This window comes from Cellulophaga sp. 20_2_10, from assembly GCF_023476645.1.
GTDB lineage: Bacteria > Bacteroidota > Bacteroidia > Flavobacteriales > Flavobacteriaceae > Cellulophaga.
On the sequence record NZ_JAMCOJ010000010.1, the window covers coordinates 20,431 to 38,994 of the forward strand.

18 protein-coding genes are annotated in these 18,564 nt (G+C 33.0%); 6 read left to right on the forward strand and 12 right to left on the reverse strand.

What is annotated here, in order from left to right:
• Nucleotides 1–18: 18 nt before the first annotated feature.
• From proC to argH, 6 genes are read left to right on the forward strand one after another with little or no spacing between them, the layout of a single operon-like run.
• Complete coding sequence (gene proC / locus M4I21_RS15210) at nucleotides 19–816, forward strand: pyrroline-5-carboxylate reductase (protein WP_249560083.1); 798 nt, start codon at nucleotides 19–21, stop codon at nucleotides 814–816.
• A 2-nt stretch (nucleotides 817–818) separates the two neighbouring features.
• Nucleotides 819–1,952, forward strand: coding sequence for an aspartate aminotransferase family protein (locus M4I21_RS15215; protein WP_249560084.1), 1,134 nt, complete (start codon nucleotides 819–821; stop codon nucleotides 1,950–1,952).
• Nucleotides 1,952–2,890: a Rossmann-fold NAD(P)-binding domain-containing protein gene (locus tag M4I21_RS15220; protein ID WP_249560085.1), complete on the forward strand. Its 939-nt coding sequence runs from the start codon at nucleotides 1,952–1,954 to the stop codon at nucleotides 2,888–2,890. The genes M4I21_RS15215 and M4I21_RS15220 overlap by 1 nt, the downstream gene beginning before the upstream one ends.
• 2 nt (nucleotides 2,891–2,892) lie before the next feature.
• Nucleotides 2,893–3,672: an acetylglutamate kinase gene (gene argB / locus M4I21_RS15225; protein ID WP_249560086.1), complete on the forward strand. Its 780-nt coding sequence runs from the start codon at nucleotides 2,893–2,895 to the stop codon at nucleotides 3,670–3,672.
• A 1-nt stretch (nucleotide 3,673) separates the two neighbouring features.
• Nucleotides 3,674–4,738, forward strand: a complete 1,065-nt coding sequence (locus M4I21_RS15230) for a M20 family metallo-hydrolase (protein ID WP_249560087.1) — start codon at nucleotides 3,674–3,676, stop codon at nucleotides 4,736–4,738.
• A 28-nt stretch (nucleotides 4,739–4,766) separates the two neighbouring features.
• Nucleotides 4,767–6,041, forward strand: a complete 1,275-nt coding sequence (gene argH / locus M4I21_RS15235; protein ID WP_249560088.1) for an argininosuccinate lyase — start codon at nucleotides 4,767–4,769, stop codon at nucleotides 6,039–6,041.
• 231 nt (nucleotides 6,042–6,272) lie between these two features.
• On the opposite strand, the gene M4I21_RS15240 is transcribed toward argH, so the two are convergent.
• The 12 genes from M4I21_RS15240 to M4I21_RS15295 form a co-directional block, all read right to left on the reverse strand.
• Nucleotides 6,273–7,109 carry a pseudouridine synthase gene (locus M4I21_RS15240; RefSeq protein ID WP_249560089.1) on the reverse strand — a complete coding sequence of 279 codons (837 nt, stop codon included), beginning with the start codon at nucleotides 7,107–7,109 and terminating at the stop codon, nucleotides 6,273–6,275.
• 266 nt (nucleotides 7,110–7,375) lie between these two features.
• Entirely contained in the window at nucleotides 7,376–7,801 is a 426-nt protein-coding gene (locus tag M4I21_RS15245; RefSeq protein ID WP_249560090.1) for a hypothetical protein, read from the reverse strand.
• Between the two features lie 122 nt (nucleotides 7,802–7,923).
• Complete coding sequence (locus M4I21_RS15250; protein ID WP_249560091.1) at nucleotides 7,924–8,874, reverse strand: carbon-nitrogen hydrolase family protein; 951 nt, start codon at nucleotides 8,872–8,874, stop codon at nucleotides 7,924–7,926.
• Entirely contained in the window at nucleotides 8,874–9,779 is a 906-nt protein-coding gene (locus M4I21_RS15255; RefSeq protein WP_249560092.1) for a geranylgeranylglycerol-phosphate geranylgeranyltransferase, read from the reverse strand. The genes M4I21_RS15250 and M4I21_RS15255 overlap by 1 nt, the downstream gene beginning before the upstream one ends.
• An 18-nt stretch (nucleotides 9,780–9,797) precedes the next feature.
• Nucleotides 9,798–10,733 carry a mevalonate kinase family protein gene (locus M4I21_RS15260; protein WP_249560093.1) on the reverse strand — a complete coding sequence of 312 codons (936 nt, stop codon included), beginning with the start codon at nucleotides 10,731–10,733 and terminating at the stop codon, nucleotides 9,798–9,800.
• Between the two features lie 22 nt (nucleotides 10,734–10,755).
• On the reverse strand, nucleotides 10,756–11,838 hold the full coding sequence (mvaD, locus tag M4I21_RS15265) for a diphosphomevalonate decarboxylase (RefSeq protein WP_249560094.1): 1,083 nt from the start codon (nucleotides 11,836–11,838) through the stop codon (nucleotides 10,756–10,758).
• 84 nt (nucleotides 11,839–11,922) lie between these two features.
• Nucleotides 11,923–12,456: a DUF1697 domain-containing protein gene (locus tag M4I21_RS15270; protein WP_249560095.1), complete on the reverse strand. Its 534-nt coding sequence runs from the start codon at nucleotides 12,454–12,456 to the stop codon at nucleotides 11,923–11,925.
• Complete coding sequence (locus M4I21_RS15275; RefSeq protein WP_249560096.1) at nucleotides 12,453–13,736, reverse strand: BaiN/RdsA family NAD(P)/FAD-dependent oxidoreductase; 1,284 nt, start codon at nucleotides 13,734–13,736, stop codon at nucleotides 12,453–12,455. Before M4I21_RS15275 ends, M4I21_RS15270 begins: the two co-directional genes overlap by 4 nt.
• A complete protein-coding gene (locus tag M4I21_RS15280) occupies nucleotides 13,736–14,428 on the reverse strand; it encodes a glycerophosphodiester phosphodiesterase (RefSeq protein ID WP_249560097.1) in 693 nt (230 codons plus the stop codon). Before M4I21_RS15280 ends, M4I21_RS15275 begins: the two co-directional genes overlap by 1 nt.
• A gap of 106 nt (nucleotides 14,429–14,534) precedes the next feature.
• A complete protein-coding gene (locus tag M4I21_RS15285; RefSeq protein WP_249560098.1) occupies nucleotides 14,535–15,560 on the reverse strand; it encodes a LacI family DNA-binding transcriptional regulator in 1,026 nt (341 codons plus the stop codon).
• A gap of 124 nt (nucleotides 15,561–15,684) precedes the next feature.
• Complete coding sequence (locus M4I21_RS15290) at nucleotides 15,685–16,842, reverse strand: tetratricopeptide repeat protein (RefSeq protein ID WP_249560099.1); 1,158 nt, start codon at nucleotides 16,840–16,842, stop codon at nucleotides 15,685–15,687.
• Complete coding sequence (locus M4I21_RS15295) at nucleotides 16,835–18,562, reverse strand: M56 family metallopeptidase (protein WP_249560100.1); 1,728 nt, start codon at nucleotides 18,560–18,562, stop codon at nucleotides 16,835–16,837. Before M4I21_RS15295 ends, M4I21_RS15290 begins: the two co-directional genes overlap by 8 nt.
• Nucleotides 18,563–18,564: the final 2 nt, after the last annotated feature.

The following is an 18,564-nucleotide window of genomic DNA, read 5'->3' on the forward strand; positions in this document are numbered from 1 at the left end:
AAAAAATAAAAAACCAATATGAAACTAGCTATTATAGGTGCCGGAAACTTAGGACTGTCTATTGCCAAAGGTATTTTAAACTCTAACGGTGCTACAACTATGTATTTAACAAAAAGAAATACAGATAGTATTAAAGAATTTGAAAGTTACGGAAATGTAACAGTTACAGCTAACAATAGGGAAGCAGTACAAAACTCTGATGTATTAATCTTTGCGGTACAACCAGATCATTTTGAAGGTATTTTAAATGATGTAAAAGATTTACTTACAGAAAAACACATTGTAATATCTACTATAACTGGTTTTAATATAAAAAAGATTGAAGCTGTAGTAGGCAAAGAGACTTATATAATTAGAAGTATGCCTAACACAGCAATTTCTGTAGGACAGTCTATGACGTGTATTTGTAGTAATGAAATGGGTAAAAAACGAATAGAATTAGCCAAAGCTATTTTTAATAGAATGGGACATTCATTAGAAATTCCAGAAAGTCAAATGCAAGCAGCAACTGTTATTTGCGCAAGCGGAATTGCCTTTTGGATGCGACTAATACGTGCAACTACACAAGGAGCTATACAATTAGGTTTTGACGCTAAAGAAGCACAAGAACTAGCAATGTATACCTGTAATGGAGCTGCTAGTTTGCTCATAGAATCTGGCAACCACCCAGAGCAAGAAATAGACCGTGTAACTACGCCAATGGGTTGTACTATTAAAGGCTTAAATGAAATGGAACACCAAGGACTTAGCTCTTCTTTAATTAGAGGAATTGTGGCTTCGTTTGATAAAATAAGTGAGTTTAAAGTAAAAAATTAAGGATGAATTTATTTGATGTATACCCTTTATATAATGTAACTCCGGTTTCTGCAAAAGGCAGCCAAGTTATAGATGATAAAGGTCAGGAATATTTAGATTTTTATGGTGGTCATGCAGTAATTTCTATAGGACATTCTCACCCACATTATGTACGCAGAATTAAAGAACAATTAGACAAAATTGGCTTTTATAGCAATGCCATACAAAATCCATTACAAGGGGAGTTAGCAGAAAAATTAGTACAACTATCTAACTGCCATGATTACAATTTATTTTTATGCAATTCTGGCGCAGAAGCTAATGAAAATGCTCTAAAACTAGCATCATTCTATACTAATAAATCTAGAGTTATTGCTTTTAAAAATGGATTTCATGGGCGGACTTCTGCTGCTGTTGCGGCTACAGATAATGCCGCTATTAACGCACCCATTAACAAGCAACAAAAAGTAACTTTTTTAGAGTTTGATGACCTAAGTAGTTTTACCTCAGAAATTGAAAAAGACGATGTTTGCGCAGTTATTTTAGAGGCTGTACAAGGTGTTGGTGGTTTAGATGAACCTACTACAGAATTTTACCAAAAAATAGAAGCTTTATGTAAAAAACACAATGTTGTTTTAATTGCAGACGAAGTACAATCTGGTTACGGTAGAACGGGTAAATTTTTTGCTTTTCAGCATCATAGTATACAACCTGACATTATAACTATTGCCAAAGGTATGGGTAATGGATTCCCAGTTGGTGGTGTTCTAATTCAGGAAAAAATTAAAGCATCTCACGGCTTATTAGGTACCACTTTTGGTGGCAACCACTTGGCTTGTGCCGCATCATTAGCTGTTTTAGAAGTTATAGAACAAGAAGATTTACTGCGTAATACAACTAAAATGCACGGCTACTTTTTAGAAAAGGCTGCAGCAATACCACAAATTAAAAAAGTAAAAGGTCGCGGCTTAATGTTAGGACTTCAGTTTGATTTTGAAGTTGGCGAACTAAGAAAAAAAATGATATACGATCAGTTTGTATTTACTGGCGGAGCTAAGGATAAAACCTTATTACGTATTCTGCCTGCACTAAACATAACCACAGCTTTAATAGATGTGTTTTTTGATGCTTTACAAGCCGAATTAAATAAATTATAATGAAAAATTACGTTTCCATAGCAGCTATAGATTCGCTTCCCAATTGGGTTAACGAAGCCATAGAATTAAAGAAAAATCCTAAGAAACATAAAAACTTAGGAGAAGATAAAACCATTGTATTATTATTCTTTAATAACAGTTTAAGAACACGGCTAAGCACACAAAAAGCTGCTCAAAACTTAGGCCTAGAAGTTATTGTAATGAATTTTGGATCTGAAGGTTGGACCCTTGAATTTACAGATGGCACTGTTATGGACCAAGGTACATCTGAACACATAAAAGAAGCTGCACAAGTGGTTTCTCAGTACTGCGATGTTATTGGCATTAGAGCTTTTGCAAATTTACAAAGCAAAGAAGATGATGAAGCAGAATTGGTTATAAACGGATTTAAAAAATACGCTACTGTTCCTATTCTAAATATGGAAAGCTCTGTGGGACATCCATTACAAGCATTAGCAGACGCTATTACTCTGGCAGAAAACAACACAAAGTCAAAACCAAAAGTGGTCCTTTCATGGGCGCCACACCCTAAGGCTTTACCGCATGCAGTTGCCAATTCTTTTGTAGAAATGATGCATTTACAAGATGCCGAGTTTGTAATTACACACCCTAAAGGATACGAGTTAAGTTCTAAAATTACAAAAGGAGCAACTATAGAATACGACCAAGATAAAGCCTTAGAAAATGCAGATTTTGTTTATGTTAAAAATTGGAGTAGCTATCAAAATTATGGGCAAGTTTTAAATAATGATAAAAGCTGGACAATGACTTTAGATAAATTAGGCGCTGCTAAATTTATGCACTGCTTGCCTGTGCGTAGAAATGTAATTGTTACAGATGCTGTTTTAGACAGCAATCAGTCTTTGGTGATAGAACAAGCAAATAATAGAACATTTGCGGCGCAAATAGCACTAAAAAAAATACTAGAAAACCTCTAATTATGAAAGAAAAAGTAGCTGTTATAAAAATTGGTGGAGCTGTTATTGAAAACAAGGAAGAACTAAGTAAGTTTTTAGCTGCTTTTTCTAAAATTGAAGGTCCAAAAATACTAGTTCACGGTGGTGGAAAACTAGCAACTGAACTTGGAAAAAAATTAGGAATTGAATCTAAACTGGTAAACGGAAGACGTATTACAGACGCTAAAGGTTTAGATTTAATTACTATGGTTTACGGAGGTTTAGTGAACAAACAAATTGTTGCAGAACTACAAGCTTTAAACTGTAACGCTATTGGATTAAGTGGCGCAGATGCCAATATAATACAGGCAGTAAAACGCCCCGTAAAAGATATAGATTATGGTTTTGCTGGCGACATCACTACTGTAAATGCCAACGCTATAGATGCAATGTTACAAAATAACTGGACGCCCGTTTTTTGTGCGCTTACACATACTAAAGCCGGACAATTACTAAATACAAATGCGGACACCATAGCCTCTGAAATTGCAATTGCAATGAGTAGTTTATATGATACTACCTTGTATTATTGTTTTGAAAAGAAAGGTGTTTTACTAGATATTACAAATGAAAAATCTGTAGTTAAAAAATTAAATACAGAAACCTACAAGGAACTTTTAGACAGTAAAATTATTGCTAATGGTATGTTGCCAAAACTAGAGAATTGCTTTAATGCGCTTCATAAAAAAGTAGGGACTGTATGCATAGGAGATGTTTCTATGTTAAACAAAAACGAAACGCTTTACACGACTATAACATTATAAAATGGAACAGAAACAGCTTACAGAAAAGGCTTTAGATTTATTAAAGGAGCTTATCTCTATACAATCATTTTCATCAGAGGAAGATAAAACAGCAGACGCAATAGAAAACTGGTTTACAAGTTTTAATATTCCGTTTACTAGAGATAATAACAATGTTTATGCTAAAAATAAACATTGGGACAGTAATAAACCTACGTTACTTTTAAACTCGCATCATGATACTGTAAAACCGAACTCCGCTTACACTAAAGATCCATTTAATGCACACGTAGAAAACGGCAAATTGTATGGTCTAGGAAGCAATGATGCTGGTGGTTGTTTGGTGTCTTTACTGGCTACATTTTCTCACTACTACACTAAAGAAAACTTAAATCATAACATACTTATGGTTGCTTCTATGGAAGAAGAATCTGCCGGACCAAATAGCTTAAGAGGCCTGTTACCTAAGCTTCCAAAAATTGATGTTGCTATTGTTGGCGAACCTACATTAATGCAATTAGCCGTTGCAGAAAAAGGACTTATTGTTTTTGATGCAGAAGTAAAAGGAACTCCTTCTCATGCAGCACATCCAAATAATGACAACTCCATTTACAACACTATAAAAGTGTTAGAGTGGTTTAAAAACTATTCTTTCTCTAAGGTTTCAGATGTTTTAGGCGAAGTAAAACTTACGGTAACACAAATTAATGCAGGCAAACAACACAACGTTGTGCCAGCTAAGGTAGACTTAGTTATAGATGTTAGAGTAAATGACAAATACACCAATAAAGAAGTGGCGGATATGCTACAAAATGAAGCTCCTTGCAAACTTACTCCTCGTGGTTTAAAGCTAAATTCTTCAGCCATAGACAAAAACCACCCATTAGCACAGGCTGGCTTAGCTCTAGGAAGAGAAACATATGGTTCTCCTACATTATCAGACCAAGCGGCATTAACGTGTCAATCTTTAAAATTAGGCCCAGGAGACAGCACTAGATCGCATTCTGCAGATGAGTTTATTTATGTAAACGAAATTGAGGAAGGTATAGATTTATACATTAAAATATTAAACGGGTTTCTGCAATAAGCAATCAACTAAAAAAAACGAAAAGACTATGAAACTTTGGGATAAAGGATTTAGTACCGATAAAAAAATAGATCATTTTACAGTTGGTAATGACAGAGAATTAGATTTGCTACTTGCTAAATATGATATTGTTGCTTCTAAAGCACATGCAAAAATGCTGGGTAAAATTGGACTTATTACTGCACAAGAAACAGAGAGTCTAGTTAAAGAACTTAATGAGATTGCTAAAACTATAGAAAAGGGCACTTTTGTTATTGAAGATTCTTTTGAGGATATGCACTCTAAAATAGAGTTTATACTAACAAAAAAGCTAGGTGACACCGGAAAAAAAATACATACTGCACGTTCTAGAAACGATCAGGTTTTAGTGGCAATGCACTTGTATTTAAAAGATGAGTTATCAGAAATTAAAAGTGAAGTAAAAGTTTTATTTAACCTGCTTTTAAATCTTGCTGACAAGCATAAAAATGTACTGCTACCAGGTTATACACATTTACAAATTGCTATGCCTTCTTCTTTTGGACTTTGGTTTTCTGCCTATGCAGAAAGTTTAATAGATGATTTGTACTTTGTTGATGCTGCTTACAAAATAGCAGATCAGAATCCGCTTGGTAGTGCTGCTGGTTACGGAAGTTCTTTTCCTATAGACCGTGATTTTACTACTAAAGAAATGGGTTTTGCAACGCAGAAATTTAATGTTGTCGCCGCACAAATGGGACGTGGAAAAGTAGAAAAAGCTGCTGCTTTTGGAATTAGTAATGTTGCCGCTACCCTATCTAAAATGGCTATGGATATTTGCTTGTATATGAGTCAGAATTTTAATTTTATTTCTTTTCCGGACGAACTTACAACAGGTTCTAGCATTATGCCACATAAAAAAAACCCAGATGTGTTTGAGTTGATACGTGGTAAATGCAATAAATTACAATCTATACCAAACCAATTAATTTTAATAACAAATAACTTACCTAGTGGCTATCACAGAGATTTACAATTGGTAAAAGAGGTAATTATACCTGCCATACAGGATGTAAAAGCGTGTTTAGAGATATTAACCTTTAGCTTAAAAGAAGTACGTGTAAACGAGACTATTTTAGACGACCCTAAATATGATTATTTGTTTAGTGTAGATACGTTAAACGAGTTGGTTTTAAACGGAGTGCCGTTTAGGGATGCTTATAAAAAAATGGGGAAAGAAATTAATGAAGGCACTTTTTCTCCTAAAAAGGATATTAAACATACACACCAAGGTAGTTTAGGTAATTTATGTCTACAAGAAATTAGAAATAAATTAGTTGATTAAACGCTAAACCTTTTTCCCTAAAAAAAAATAAAACCCCTGTTATCAGGGGTTTTATTTTAGCTGTAAATAAGCTAAAAAATACCTATTGCAATTTCTAATTTTACATCATCCTAAAAATGTAAAATATGAAAGCTATACTAGTTTATATTGTCCTTTTAATTGTTGCTGTTTTAAGTGTTATTACTTATTAAGCATAAAAAAAGCCGTGTTATTAAACACAGCTTTTACATATTAGTTAACCATTCCTAAATTAACAACTTCTTGTTTTGTTAGGTAACGCCAATGTCCTCTTGGTAAATCTTTTTTGGTTAAACCGCCATAAATTACTCTGTCTAATTTAGAAACCTCGTAATCTAGGTGTTCAAATATTTTAGTAACAATATTACTTCTACTGCTAAAAAGCTCTATACCAACTTGGTTTTTTGGAGCATTATCTACATAGCTAATATCGTGAACGTTTACTACTTTTTCATCGATAGCTAAACCGTCTTGAATTCTTTTTAAATCTACAGAACGCAAAGGCTTATTAAGTTCTACGTGGTATATTTTACGTAATCCGTTTTTAGGATTAACCAAACGTCTTGTCATTTCCATATCATTGGTAAACAACAATAAACCTGTAGAGGTTTTAGCCATTTTATCTACTGGTAATAATGTTGCTTTAGAAGCACTAGAAATTAATCCAGCTACATTTCTTTTACCTTGTTCGTTTCTAACAGTTGTGCTAAAATCTTTTGGCTTATTTAATAAAACGTATTCTCTTTTTTCAGGATTTAAATGTCTACCATCAAACTTAACAACGTCATCTAGTTTAACTTTATATCCCATTTCTGATATTACTTTACCATTTACAGTAACACTACCAGCCGCAATAAAAACATCTGCTTCTCTTCTAGAACAAACTCCAGAGTTAGCAACGTATTTATTTAATCTTATAGAGTTAGGATCTAATGGCTTTGGAGGATTCTTTGCTTTTGGAGCACCTGAACCAGTAAAATTCCTCTTTCTTGCGCCTCCATTATCCTTTCCTGAAGATTTTCTGTCCTTATTATAGTCAGACTTACCCATTGTATTATATTTTTTGCAAAGGTAACAAAGGAATTTGAATAACTATCTAATTGTTTAACTAATTAATCTTTAAACGCAACAGTACTTTGTGGTTCTCTATTTACCTGTAAATTAGTAACATCTGAGCTAAAAACACCAGTCCTGTTCGCTAGATATATAGAACCCCTATTTCACTTTAGGCAAGCTAATTTATTGGGGAATTATTTCTTCTTTTTCAAATAATCTTCCCCGCTAGCGAAAGTATCTTGCTAGCACTGTTAGGTAAATTATTTTTGATTTTTGATTAAGCACACTAAAGAGGGTATCCAAAGTAACCAAACAATTATTGTTATTATGGCGTGAATAAATTGATAAAACTTTGGGGGTATATTATTTTTCCTTTTAAAAACACTAGTTGTTATTGGTGTAGTCCAAACTGGAAAGCTACCATCTAAAGTTATATACTTTTCTATTGTATTTTCATCTCCAAAAATTCTTGCTGATCCACCGCCTTTCTTTAATACTCCAAAATAATAATATAAATTTGTACCTCCTCTACCTGCATTAGGTGTTTTTTTATGAATAATTAACTCGTTTTTAATTATTTTTTCTCTTAAAAATAGTGAAACGTATAACCATTTCTGGTTGTTAAAATTATTTACTAAACCGTCTATTAAACTAGTTACACCTAATATAATAATTGCAATTAGCATTACCTTTTTTATTTTTTTATGCAACATATAGTTTTATAAAATATACTTATCAAATAATAGGCTCTACCCCGCTAGCGCAAGCATCTTGCTTGTGCCGTTAAACAAATATTTAAACTAAAAAATTAATCTTTAAACGCAACAGTGGTTTGTCGTTCTCTATTTACCTGTAAATTAGTAACATCTGGTCTTGAGTAATGCCCAACAGGATCAAAGTTTTGTCGCTCTTCATACACTCTATTAAAATCTATTTCCTGGTAAATTACACCTTCTTTATGTAGTACAGGCGCAACTATCCACTCGCCATCTGGACCTGCAATACAAGAGCCTCCATTTGCCAAAACATCTGGTGCTTTTTCCAAAATTTTAGCAAGGTGTGGTGTGTCTTCAGGAAAATCTTCTTTTTTCATTAAAGATGATACAGAAATAACATAACTACGAGATTCACGTGCTATAAAACGTGTAATATCTTTTGTGTTGTGCTCGCTACCAGGCCAAACCGCAATATGTAAATTTTCTCCTAAACCGTAAAGCGCTGCTCTTGGCAAAGGCATCCAATTTTCCCAACAATTTAGTCCGCCAACCGTAAATTCTTTTAAAGGATGCACTTGCAAACCGTTACCATCTCCTGGCGCCCAAGTTAAGCGCTCATCATACGTTGGTTGTAGTTTTCTGTGTACAGATTTTATTTCTCCGTCTGCATTTATATACACCAAAGAACAGTATATACTATGTCCGCCTCTGTCTTTAGCACGTTCCATAATTCCTATGTAAATAGCCATTTTATGGGTTTTGGCTAGCTCACAAATACTGTTTAACTCACCAGCTTCTATTTGTATGGAGTTGCGAACATAATGTGCGTGTATTTCTTTATTTACTTTTAAATCCCAAGCAGCACCATTGGTATGTGCCAACCAAAATGGGTAACCTGGCAGTAATGCTTCACCAAATACTAAAAGTTCTGTGTTTTCTTTTGCTGCGGTAACAATTGTAGCTTCAATTTTACCAATTGTTGCTTCTTTATTTAGCCAAACCGGAGAAATTTGCGCCAAACCTACTTTTAATATGTTGTTCATTATAATATTCTGTTTAGGACGAGATTTATATCGACCAACAAAATACTAAAAACACCGCTTATAATTACAAACTTTAAGATATTATGTAATGTATTGTATTGCTTTTTTGTGTCTGATTTCCATAGAAATACCAAAAAAATAACCAAGAGCAATACTGCTAATTTAAAATAGTAGTGCATGTGGCCAACATCAAAATTATAAATAAGTAATAGCGATGGTACCAAACTAAACGCTACTAAAATAGTAATTGCAATTTTAGATGTTTTGGCTCCGTAAAGCACAGGAATAGTTTTGTAATTCTGCGCCAAATCGCCTGCTATGTTTTCTAAATCTTTAATCATTTCACGTGCTAATATGAGTAAAAACAAGAATATGGCGTGGACAAAAATTACAGTTTCAAAGTTTTTATAGTAGACAAACACCACAAAAAATGGCGTTATAGCTAGTGTTGCAGATACAAAATTGCCTAGTAATGGTATTTTTTTTAATTTGTGTGAATAGTACCAGATTCCAAAAATATAAGACGAGAAAAAGAGTACTGCTTTAAAAGATACATAGCTGGCAAAAAACACCGCCAAAAAGTTAAGCACAAAATAGGTTGTTAGTTTGGTACGCTGACTTACCAGCCTGTCTAACATTGTTTTTTTTGGCTTATTGATAAGATCTTTCTCCGAGTCGTAAAAATTATTAATAATATAACCCGATGCAATAACCATTGCGGATACAAGCACTATAATAAACAAATTGACATCAAAAACTACTTTACGCAACGGTAAATTTGGTGCCAATATATAAATTGATGCCAAATATTGAGCCAGAGCAATTACCAAAATATTGTAACCTCTAACCACAGAAAACAGACTTAAGAACTTTAAAACAACGTGTTTGTTCTTTCTGTTAAGCATAAAGTAAAAATAAAATTTTTAGAAATTATAAACTACCTCTAGGTTGTAATCTTTTAACTCTTTACGTGCGCCATCTATATCTTCTGTAAAACCTAAGATATAACCACCACCACCAGAACCACAAAGTTTTAAGTAGTATTTATTAGTGTCTATCCCGTGTTTCCATAATTTATGAAACTGAGACGGAATCATTGGTTTAAAATGATCTAATACTACGTGAGATAATTGTTTTATGTTGCCAAAAAGCGACTTTACATTACCATTAATAAAATCTTCTACACAAGCATCTGTATGTTTTATAAACTGGTCTTTAAGCATATGCCTAAAACCATCTTCTTTCATACGCTCCATGAAAAGCTGTACCATTGGTGCAGTTTCGCCAATTATACCACTATCTAACAAAAATACAGCTCCTGTACCTTGGTTGTTTTGAGATGGTATACTTGTAGACTCTATATTGTCTTTAGAATTTATTAAAATTGGCAAGCTTAAGTAACTGTTTAAAGGGTCTAAACCAGAAGATTTACCGTGGAAAAAAGATTCCATTTTACTAAAAACGCCTTTAAGCGTTAGTAATTTATCTTTAGTTAAATTCTCTAAAACAGTAATTTTATTGTGTGCATACTTATGGTAAACAGCAGCAACAAGTGCACCACTACTACCTACTCCGTACCCTTGCGGTATAGAGCTATCAAAATACATCCCTTCTGCAACATCTGTTTTAAGCGCCTCTATGTCAAAAGAAAAACTCTCGTCTTCTTTAGATACTTTTTCTAGATATGTAGCAAAACGCTGTAAACTCTCATTAGACTTTTTAGCCTCGTCAGATAATTTATCAGAAGATTTTAATGCTCCTTTAAAGAAATTATAAGGTATAGAAAGTCCTTTAGAATCTTTTATGATTCCGTACTCTCCAAATAATAGAATTTTTGAGTAAAATAAAGGTCCTTTCATTTTTAAATATCTAATTACTAATTTACAATTGTTTAGCGCCTAAACCAATTCTATCACAAAGATACTGCTCGTTTTCACAATATGCAACAAGCTCATCTTTAATAAACTGGTATACCTGCTCTTTTTCGCTCTCTGGGTACAAAACATGCACATTGGCACCAGCATCTAAAGTAAAACAAATATTTGACTTACTTATTGCTCTAAACTCCCATATTTTGTTGATAATCTGCAGCGTATTTGGCTTCATTAGAATAAAATACGGCATACTTGTCATCATCATTGCGTGCAGCGTTAACGCCTCACTCTCAACAATTTCTATAAAACGCTTTAAATTACCTTCTTTAAAAACCGTTTGCAAATCATTTAAATTTGTGTGCGCTTGTGCAAAACGCTCTTTAGCAAATGGGTGGTTGTGCATTAAATTATGACCAACAGTACTACTTACTTGTTTTTGACCTTTGTCTACTAACAGAATAGTATCGTGGTAATTTTTAAAAACCGAATGTACCTCGTTTGGGTACTTTATACCAAACAAATCTGTACTACCTTCTGTATTTGCGTGATTTCCCCATTGTACCAACGGACCTTCTATACTACGACAAGCACTACCAGAGCCTAAACGTGCTAAAAACGATGCTTTGTTATTAAAAAAAGCTGTTGTTATAGATGGATTTAGTTCTTTCTCTAAACTCATTAAACACAACGCCAAAGCAGACATACCACTGGCAGATGATGCAATACCACTACTGTGTGGAAAAGAGTTTGATGTTTCAATTTTAAAATAATACTCCTTTAAAAACGGAAGATAAGTTTCAATACGCGCTAAAAAAGTTTCAATTTTTGGTTTAAAATCTTCTTTAGGTTTTCCTTCAAAAAATAAATCGAATGAAAAATTACCCCCTTTACTATCTAACTTTTTATACGTTATAGAGGTTGTTGTTGCACAGGCATCTAACGTAAAGCTAATAGATGGGTTTGCAGGAATCTGATTCTCTTTTTTACCCCAATACTTTACCAAAGCAATATTACTGGGCGATTTCCATTTTACAGTTCCTTCTAAAACAGTATTTGTATAGGCCTTAGGCACAAACTCCTCTTGGGTCATATTTTAAATTTTAGCAAATATAAAAAAGAAAAGTCCACCAGAATTGAGGTACAGCCAATAAAGAGTAATCTTAGCTATTAAAACCTATAAAGTTTCACTAATTTCTATAAGCTTTGCCATTGTTTTGTAGTTCCTAGTGGTGGCTTGTACTTTTAGTTTACGCTCAAAGAAGTTATTGTTACATTTTGCTTTTCCAAAACCGTTTAAGCAATGTAAATAGATACAGCTATTAGTTATTACAAATTTCTCTGTTTCATAAGTTCCTTTGTTTACTTCTGAAATAAGCACTGTATCTGGGGCTGATTTTAGCAACACAAAATAGGTTTCTTTTTCTTCTTCAGCTGTAAACGGATTGCTCTTAAAAATTGTTAGCAAGGCTGATGCTGCTACCACTAAAACAGGAACATCTAACTTAAAAGTGTTTAAAATTTGGGTCTGTATTTTTTCTGATAAAACAGTTATATCAACCTCATCAGAAGTAAAAACAACAGTACCACTTTGTATGTATGTTGTTACGTTATCTAGTTTTAATTTTAGTAGCATCTGTTTTAAATCTACCATTAAAACTTTATTCTTACCGCTAACGTTTATGCCTCTTAAAAGCGCTATATAAATCATCCTAATTTAGAAATTGCTTGTGCAGCCATAAAACCACCTGTCCACGCGTTCTGAAAATTAAAACCTCCAGTAATAGCATCTACATTTATTACTTCGCCAGCAAAATATAAGTTTTTTGCTATTTTGCTCTCGTATGTTTTAAAGTTTACCTCTTTTAAATCTATTCCTCCTGCGGTTACAAACTCCTCTTTAAAGGTACTCTTACCGTTTACAGAAAACTCACTTTCTGTTAACTGGTCTGCTAAGTTCTGTAATTGTGTTTTGGTTGCTCCTGCCCATTTTACAGTTTCGTCTATGTCTGCTGCTTTTACCAAGTTTACCCACAAACGCCTAGGAATATCTAATATTTTGGTGCGCAAAATTGTTTTCTTAGGATCTGTTTCTTTCACCGAGCTTAAATACTCTAAAACTGCACCCGGAACCATATCTGGCAACCAATTTACCTGCACTACAAACTGATAATTCTTAGAATGCAACAACGTAGCTCCCCACGCAGATAGTTTTAAAATTGCAGGTCCGCTCATTCCCCAATGTGTAATTAGCAAGGGGCCTTCTGCCTCTAACAATGGTTTTTTACGAACCGCGGTTTTTATTTTACTAGATAATTCTGTTGTGTTACTTTTAGATGCAAAAACAGTTACTCTTGCTGTAGTACTCACACCTGGAATATCTGTAATGCGACTATCTTTTATATTAAATGTAAAAAGGGATGGTACTGGTGGTATAATCGTATGCCCTAAACCTTCTAATAAATTCCATATTTTAGGATTACTACCTGTAGCTACAACTACTTTTTTGGTTTGAAATTCTTTTTTAGGAGTGGTTACCAAAAAACCTAAATCTGGATTATCTGTAACTGCGTATGAAATATTAGAAACTGGGCAAAGTTTCATTACTTTAATACCCAAACGTTCTGTTTCATTAATAAAACAGTCTATAATACTTTGTGATGAGTCGCTCTGAGGAAAAATACGACCATCTTCTTCTATTTTTAAAGGAACGCCTCTTTCTTCAAAAAAAGCCATTGTATCTCCTGTACAAAATGTATGAAAAGGACCTAAAAGTTCTTTTTCTCCTCGCGGATAATTTAGCACCAAATCAGCGGGATTAAATTCGGCATGCGTTACATTACACCTACCACCACCAGATACTTTTACCTTAGCTAATACTGTTTTTCCACGTTCTAAAATAGCAACTTTTAAATCACTATTTTGCTCTGCAATTTGTATTGCTGTAAAAAAACCTGCAGCGCCTCCGCCAATTATAATAACATCAAACATTAGTAAATACGTTCTGGATAATTTGTAAATATACCATCTACAAGTAAGTTTTTCATTTTTATTATATTTTCTGGACTATTCACGGTATACGTATACAGTTTAAAACCTTCTGTTTTTATAGCCGCAACAACAGCTTTTGTAACATCTTTTTCATCTGGATTTATACTTACTGCGCCCAATTGTTTTGCCATAGGTATTGCTAGCAAAGGATCTTCTTCTGTTAACACACCAATAGCAATTTTACTATTAATTGTTCTCATTGCTATTAGCTCATTCCAATTAAAGCTAGAGATAAAAAACTGATCTAATTTCCAGTTTTTTGCAGTTATATAATCTTTAATAATGCTATTTACATCTGTTGCTGTACCTGCGCCTTTTAGCTCAATATTTACAGAAACTTTAGCATTAATAGTATCTAAAACTGTGGTTAGTAATGGTATTTTATGATTCCCTACAAGTGTAAGCTCTTGCAATTGTTGCCACGTATAATCTTCAACCTTACCTGTACCATTTGTTAGTCTATTTACCTCATCATCATGAAATACAATAATTTCTCCTGTCTTAATTTTAAAGACATCAATCTCTATCATATCCACCTTTAATTCTAAGGCTTTTTGTATAGATGCTAAGGTATTTTCGGTCTCATGACCCATTGCTCCTCTATGGCCAACAACAAGTAATTTTTTAGTCATACAAACAAGTATTTACAGTAAAAGTACACAAAGTAATATTGTAAAAAAACTGCATAAAAAAAGGACTAAAACTTAGCTTTAGTCCTTTGTAATCTATTTTAGATTTTTAATTTTTTGTAGATTCTCTTTCTACCAATGTAGATTGTAGCACCTCTGTTACATAGGTTTCCTCTTCTTCCTCTTTTTCGCTCTCTATTTTTTCTATGAGCATTTTAGAAGACATTTCTCCCATTTGCTCGCCATGTTGTGCAATTGCAGTAAGACTTGGGTAAGCGTATTTAGACAAGTTACCATCCGTAAAGCCAATAAACTCTATATCTTCTGGTACTTTTAATCCTTTTTTAAGTGCAACACGCATACTATACATTGCAAATGTTTCGTGCACACACAAAACAGCATCTACCTCTTCTCTATCGTAAAAATCGCTTATTGCTTTTTCGTCCATTTTCATTTGAGGCATACTTAAAATTAAGTTTTCATTCACCTCTAAGCCGTGATCACGCAATGCATCACGATACCCATCTGTACGTTGTTTACCAATACTCAGGTAATTATCTGTAGTTATTAATGCTATTTTTTTTCGTCCGTTTCCTATTAACTTTTTAACCGCCATATAAGCGCCTTCTCTATCGTTAATAATAACTTTATCGCATTTAATTTCATCTGTAACCCTATCAAACATAACCAAAGGAATTCCTTGTTCTGTTATTTCTTTTAAGTGGTTGTAATCGTTTTTTAATTGTGTTCCTACAGACAAAGACATTATAAAACCATCGATACTGCCATTGGCTAGCATTTCCATATTTATAACCTCTTTATCAAAAGACTCATCAGACAAGCAAACAATAACGTTATACCCTTTAGAGTTGGCATAACTTTCTATACCACGAACAACCGTTGTAAAAAAATGGTGCACAATATCTGGTATAATTACACCAATATTTTTTGTGCGTTTATTTTTTAAGCTAACCGCAATATTGTTAGGCCTATAATTGTAGAGTTTTGCATATGCTTGTATACGCTCTTTGGTATCTCTGCTTATTTCCTCACTATTTTTAAGTGCTTTGGAAACAGTAGAAATAGATACTTCTAATTCTCTTGCAATATGTTTTAGGGTGATAACTTTTTTCAAAATGAGATTTTATTATTGTAACTGATGAAAGTACACATAAAAAACAATACTATAAAATATAACAAGCATATTGTATTTTATAATTTGCTCTAGTTTGAAGAAATCTTTAATTATCTAGTGCTATTTATCCGCCATTCGCAAAAATCTCACTCTTTAATTCGGAAATTCGTTTTTCAGCAAACTTCACAAAATACTGATTCTTAACACCTTTGGATGCACTTTTTTGTTTTAATTGCGTATAGTAATTAAGCTTTACTTTAGGGTCTTTATAAAACTTATCTGCATAAATACTGGCTTGGTATAAGTATGATGGATTTGTTGGGTCTTCGTCAAAAGCCATATTGTAATATTTTATAGCCGTTTTATAATCTTGCTTATCAACAGCAATACGTGCAGCAACTTGGTATTCTTCATCTAACGAGTACGTATGTGCAGCTATAGCTTTATGTATATAAACCGTTGCACTATCTAGCTCTTTGTCTTTTCTGTACACCTCACTAATTGTACGTAAGATTTTTACATCTTCATCATCATAACTTAGAAGAAACTTATAGTTCTCTATCGATTTTTTATACTTTTCTAATTTATCATAGGCATACCCTAATCTATTGTAAGTTTGCTTTTCTATTTTACCTAAATTTAATAGTTTTTCATACCACAGCGCAGATTCTTTAAAATTATCTTTATTAAATAATGCCAATGCCTTTACCTTTATAAGTACAGGATCGTTTTCAAAAATACGCAGTCCTTTATCTGCATATTTCACAACAGAATCGTTCTCATGCTCTGCAACATAATACACACTTAAACGTTGCAAACTACGCAGGTGGGTACTATCTATTTCTAATGCTTTTTTATACCATAATACACTTGTAGCATCTTGTTTTATACCACTATAGGCTCTTGCTAAATTGTAACTAAATTCTGGATTAGTTTTAGAAATTTGCACAAGATTACCAAACAACATCGTTGCTTGCTTATACTTGTTCGTTTTTAAATACAACTTACCTAAGTTAAATCTAGCAACTACTAAACTTGTATCTCTTGTTACAACAGTACTGTATTGAGCAATAGCCTTATCATAATTACCGATAGCGTTATATGCTTTTGCAATTTGAAGATTTGCACTCGTATTATTTATTTTAGCATACTCGTTAATTGCAGCAGTATAACTACCTGTATTATACAAACTATCTGCTACATTAAAAGCAGAGGTTTGCGCCCCTGCTTTTAAAAACATAAACAGAACAATTAATACTGTTGTATAATTATTTTTAGTCATTTTTTTTCTGTAGCTTAAATGTAATTGGCAATGAAAAAGGAACTTTTACGGCTTTTCCTCTTTGCTTACCTGGCGTAACATTTGGTAATTTTTTTATAATACTCAACACAACTTCTTCTAACCTAACATCTGGTCCGCGCATCTGAATTTTATCAATACTACCATCTTCCATCATTACAAAACGCACAGAAACTCTACCTTGCACTCCTTCTTTTTGTGCAGATTCTGGATAGCTAAAATGTTTTCTAATATGCTCATTTATTTTATCATTAAAACAAGCTCTTTTATCTGTAGCATTTTCACAACCTGGAAAAACAGGAACCTCATCTATTACAGAAAAAGGAACTTCTTTTGCATCTTTATACGACCTATCCTTTTCTTCTTGTTCTTTACGTAACAAGGCTGTTTTTACATCTTTAGTTAATTTTTCTTTATCACTTTCTGATGTTAACCTAAATGAAATTGGCAATGAAAAAGGAACTCTTACATTTTGCCCCCTTTGCTTACCTGGTTTAAAGTTTGGCAATAATTTTATAATACGTATTGCTTCCTCCTCTAGTATTACAGCTGGCCCGCGAGTTTGTAACTCACCTATTTTGCCATCTTCCATAATTACAAAACGTGTAGAAACTCTACCTTGTATACCTTTCTCTTGAGCTTCTTCTGGGTATCTAAAATGTTTTCTAATGTGCTTATTCATTTTATCATTAAAACAAGCTCTTTTGTCTGTTGCGTCTTCACAACCTGGAAATACAGGAACATCTTCTATAACTGAAAAAGGCACATCTACTATTACATCCTGTTTAACTGGAGTTTCTTTTACTTCTTGAATATCACTATCTGTATCTTTTTCTTGACCTTTAGAGGATGTGTAAAAAAGAATGCAAACTATAGTTGGCAACAGCAATAAATACTTGCTTGCCCATATTTTTTTAGATTGATTTTTTTGTAACATTTTAATTCGTTTTTTAATTAATGATGATGAAAAGAAGTGATTTATAAATGAGATATTTTCTGTTTGAAAAACTTGAGACAATAGCAACTCGTACTGCTCTTTCCTATGAGTCTTAGCCACTTTAGCGTCTGCAATAAACTCGTGCACTTCTGATATTCTACTTTGATAAATATATACTAGTGGATTAAACCAATACACAATACGTAATACCTCAAAAAACAATAAATCTAACGTATGCTTTTGTCTAATATGTACTAGTTCGTGTGCAATAATATTAGGATACTCTTTAGTTTTTATTTTATCACCCAAAAAAATAGTTTTAAAGAATGAAAAAGCGCTGTTACTTTGTTTTAAAACAACCTCAGTAAAATCTGTATAAACAGTTTTTTCTCCTCTTTTACGTAATTTATGCAGTTGGAGTATTTTAAATAAAAATAAAAAAAGTGCCACCACCACTCCAATACTAAAAAGAATACCATACCAAGGCATTGTTAATTGTTGCGCTACATTTGTATTATTTAAAAGAGCTGTATTTGTTTCTAAATCGTAATTAGAAAACATAAATGGTGTGTAAACGGCAACTGCATCTGGCACCTTACTTTTAAATATATCTAAAGTTATTAGTGGCAGTAAAAACGATAGTACACACGTACCCAATAAATACCATCTGTTCCATTGAAAAAAGGTTTCTCTTCTCAAAAACACATCATAAATAATAAGGAAAACCAACTGAAACGCTAGACATTCTATTACGTATTGTATCATCG

Excerpts from the sequence above, each read along its gene's own strand:
- proC (WP_249560083.1), top strand. The coding sequence starts at position 19 with ATGAAACTAGCTATTATAGGTGCCGGAAACTTAGGACTGTCTATTGCC.
- M4I21_RS15215 (WP_249560084.1), top strand. The coding sequence starts at position 819 with ATGAATTTATTTGATGTATACCCTTTATATAATGTAACTCCGGTTTCT.
- M4I21_RS15220 (WP_249560085.1), top strand. The coding sequence starts at position 1,952 with ATGAAAAATTACGTTTCCATAGCAGCTATAGATTCGCTTCCCAATTGG.
- argB (WP_249560086.1), top strand. The coding sequence starts at position 2,893 with ATGAAAGAAAAAGTAGCTGTTATAAAAATTGGTGGAGCTGTTATTGAA.
- M4I21_RS15230 (WP_249560087.1), top strand. The coding sequence starts at position 3,674 with ATGGAACAGAAACAGCTTACAGAAAAGGCTTTAGATTTATTAAAGGAG.
- argH (WP_249560088.1), top strand. The coding sequence starts at position 4,767 with ATGAAACTTTGGGATAAAGGATTTAGTACCGATAAAAAAATAGATCAT.
- M4I21_RS15240 (WP_249560089.1), bottom strand. The coding sequence starts at position 7,109 with ATGGGTAAGTCTGACTATAATAAGGACAGAAAATCTTCAGGAAAGGAT.
- M4I21_RS15245 (WP_249560090.1), bottom strand. The coding sequence starts at position 7,801 with ATGCTAATTGCAATTATTATATTAGGTGTAACTAGTTTAATAGACGGT.
- M4I21_RS15250 (WP_249560091.1), bottom strand. The coding sequence starts at position 8,874 with ATGAACAACATATTAAAAGTAGGTTTGGCGCAAATTTCTCCGGTTTGG.
- M4I21_RS15255 (WP_249560092.1), bottom strand. The coding sequence starts at position 9,779 with ATGCTTAACAGAAAGAACAAACACGTTGTTTTAAAGTTCTTAAGTCTG.
- M4I21_RS15260 (WP_249560093.1), bottom strand. The coding sequence starts at position 10,733 with ATGAAAGGACCTTTATTTTACTCAAAAATTCTATTATTTGGAGAGTAC.
- mvaD (WP_249560094.1), bottom strand. The coding sequence starts at position 11,838 with ATGACCCAAGAGGAGTTTGTGCCTAAGGCCTATACAAATACTGTTTTA.
- M4I21_RS15270 (WP_249560095.1), bottom strand. The coding sequence starts at position 12,456 with ATGATTTATATAGCGCTTTTAAGAGGCATAAACGTTAGCGGTAAGAAT.
- M4I21_RS15275 (WP_249560096.1), bottom strand. The coding sequence starts at position 13,736 with ATGTTTGATGTTATTATAATTGGCGGAGGCGCTGCAGGTTTTTTTACA.
- M4I21_RS15280 (WP_249560097.1), bottom strand. The coding sequence starts at position 14,428 with ATGACTAAAAAATTACTTGTTGTTGGCCATAGAGGAGCAATGGGTCAT.
- M4I21_RS15290 (WP_249560099.1), bottom strand. The coding sequence starts at position 16,842 with ATGACTAAAAATAATTATACAACAGTATTAATTGTTCTGTTTATGTTT.
- M4I21_RS15295 (WP_249560100.1), bottom strand. The coding sequence starts at position 18,562 with ATGATACAATACGTAATAGAATGTCTAGCGTTTCAGTTGGTTTTCCTT.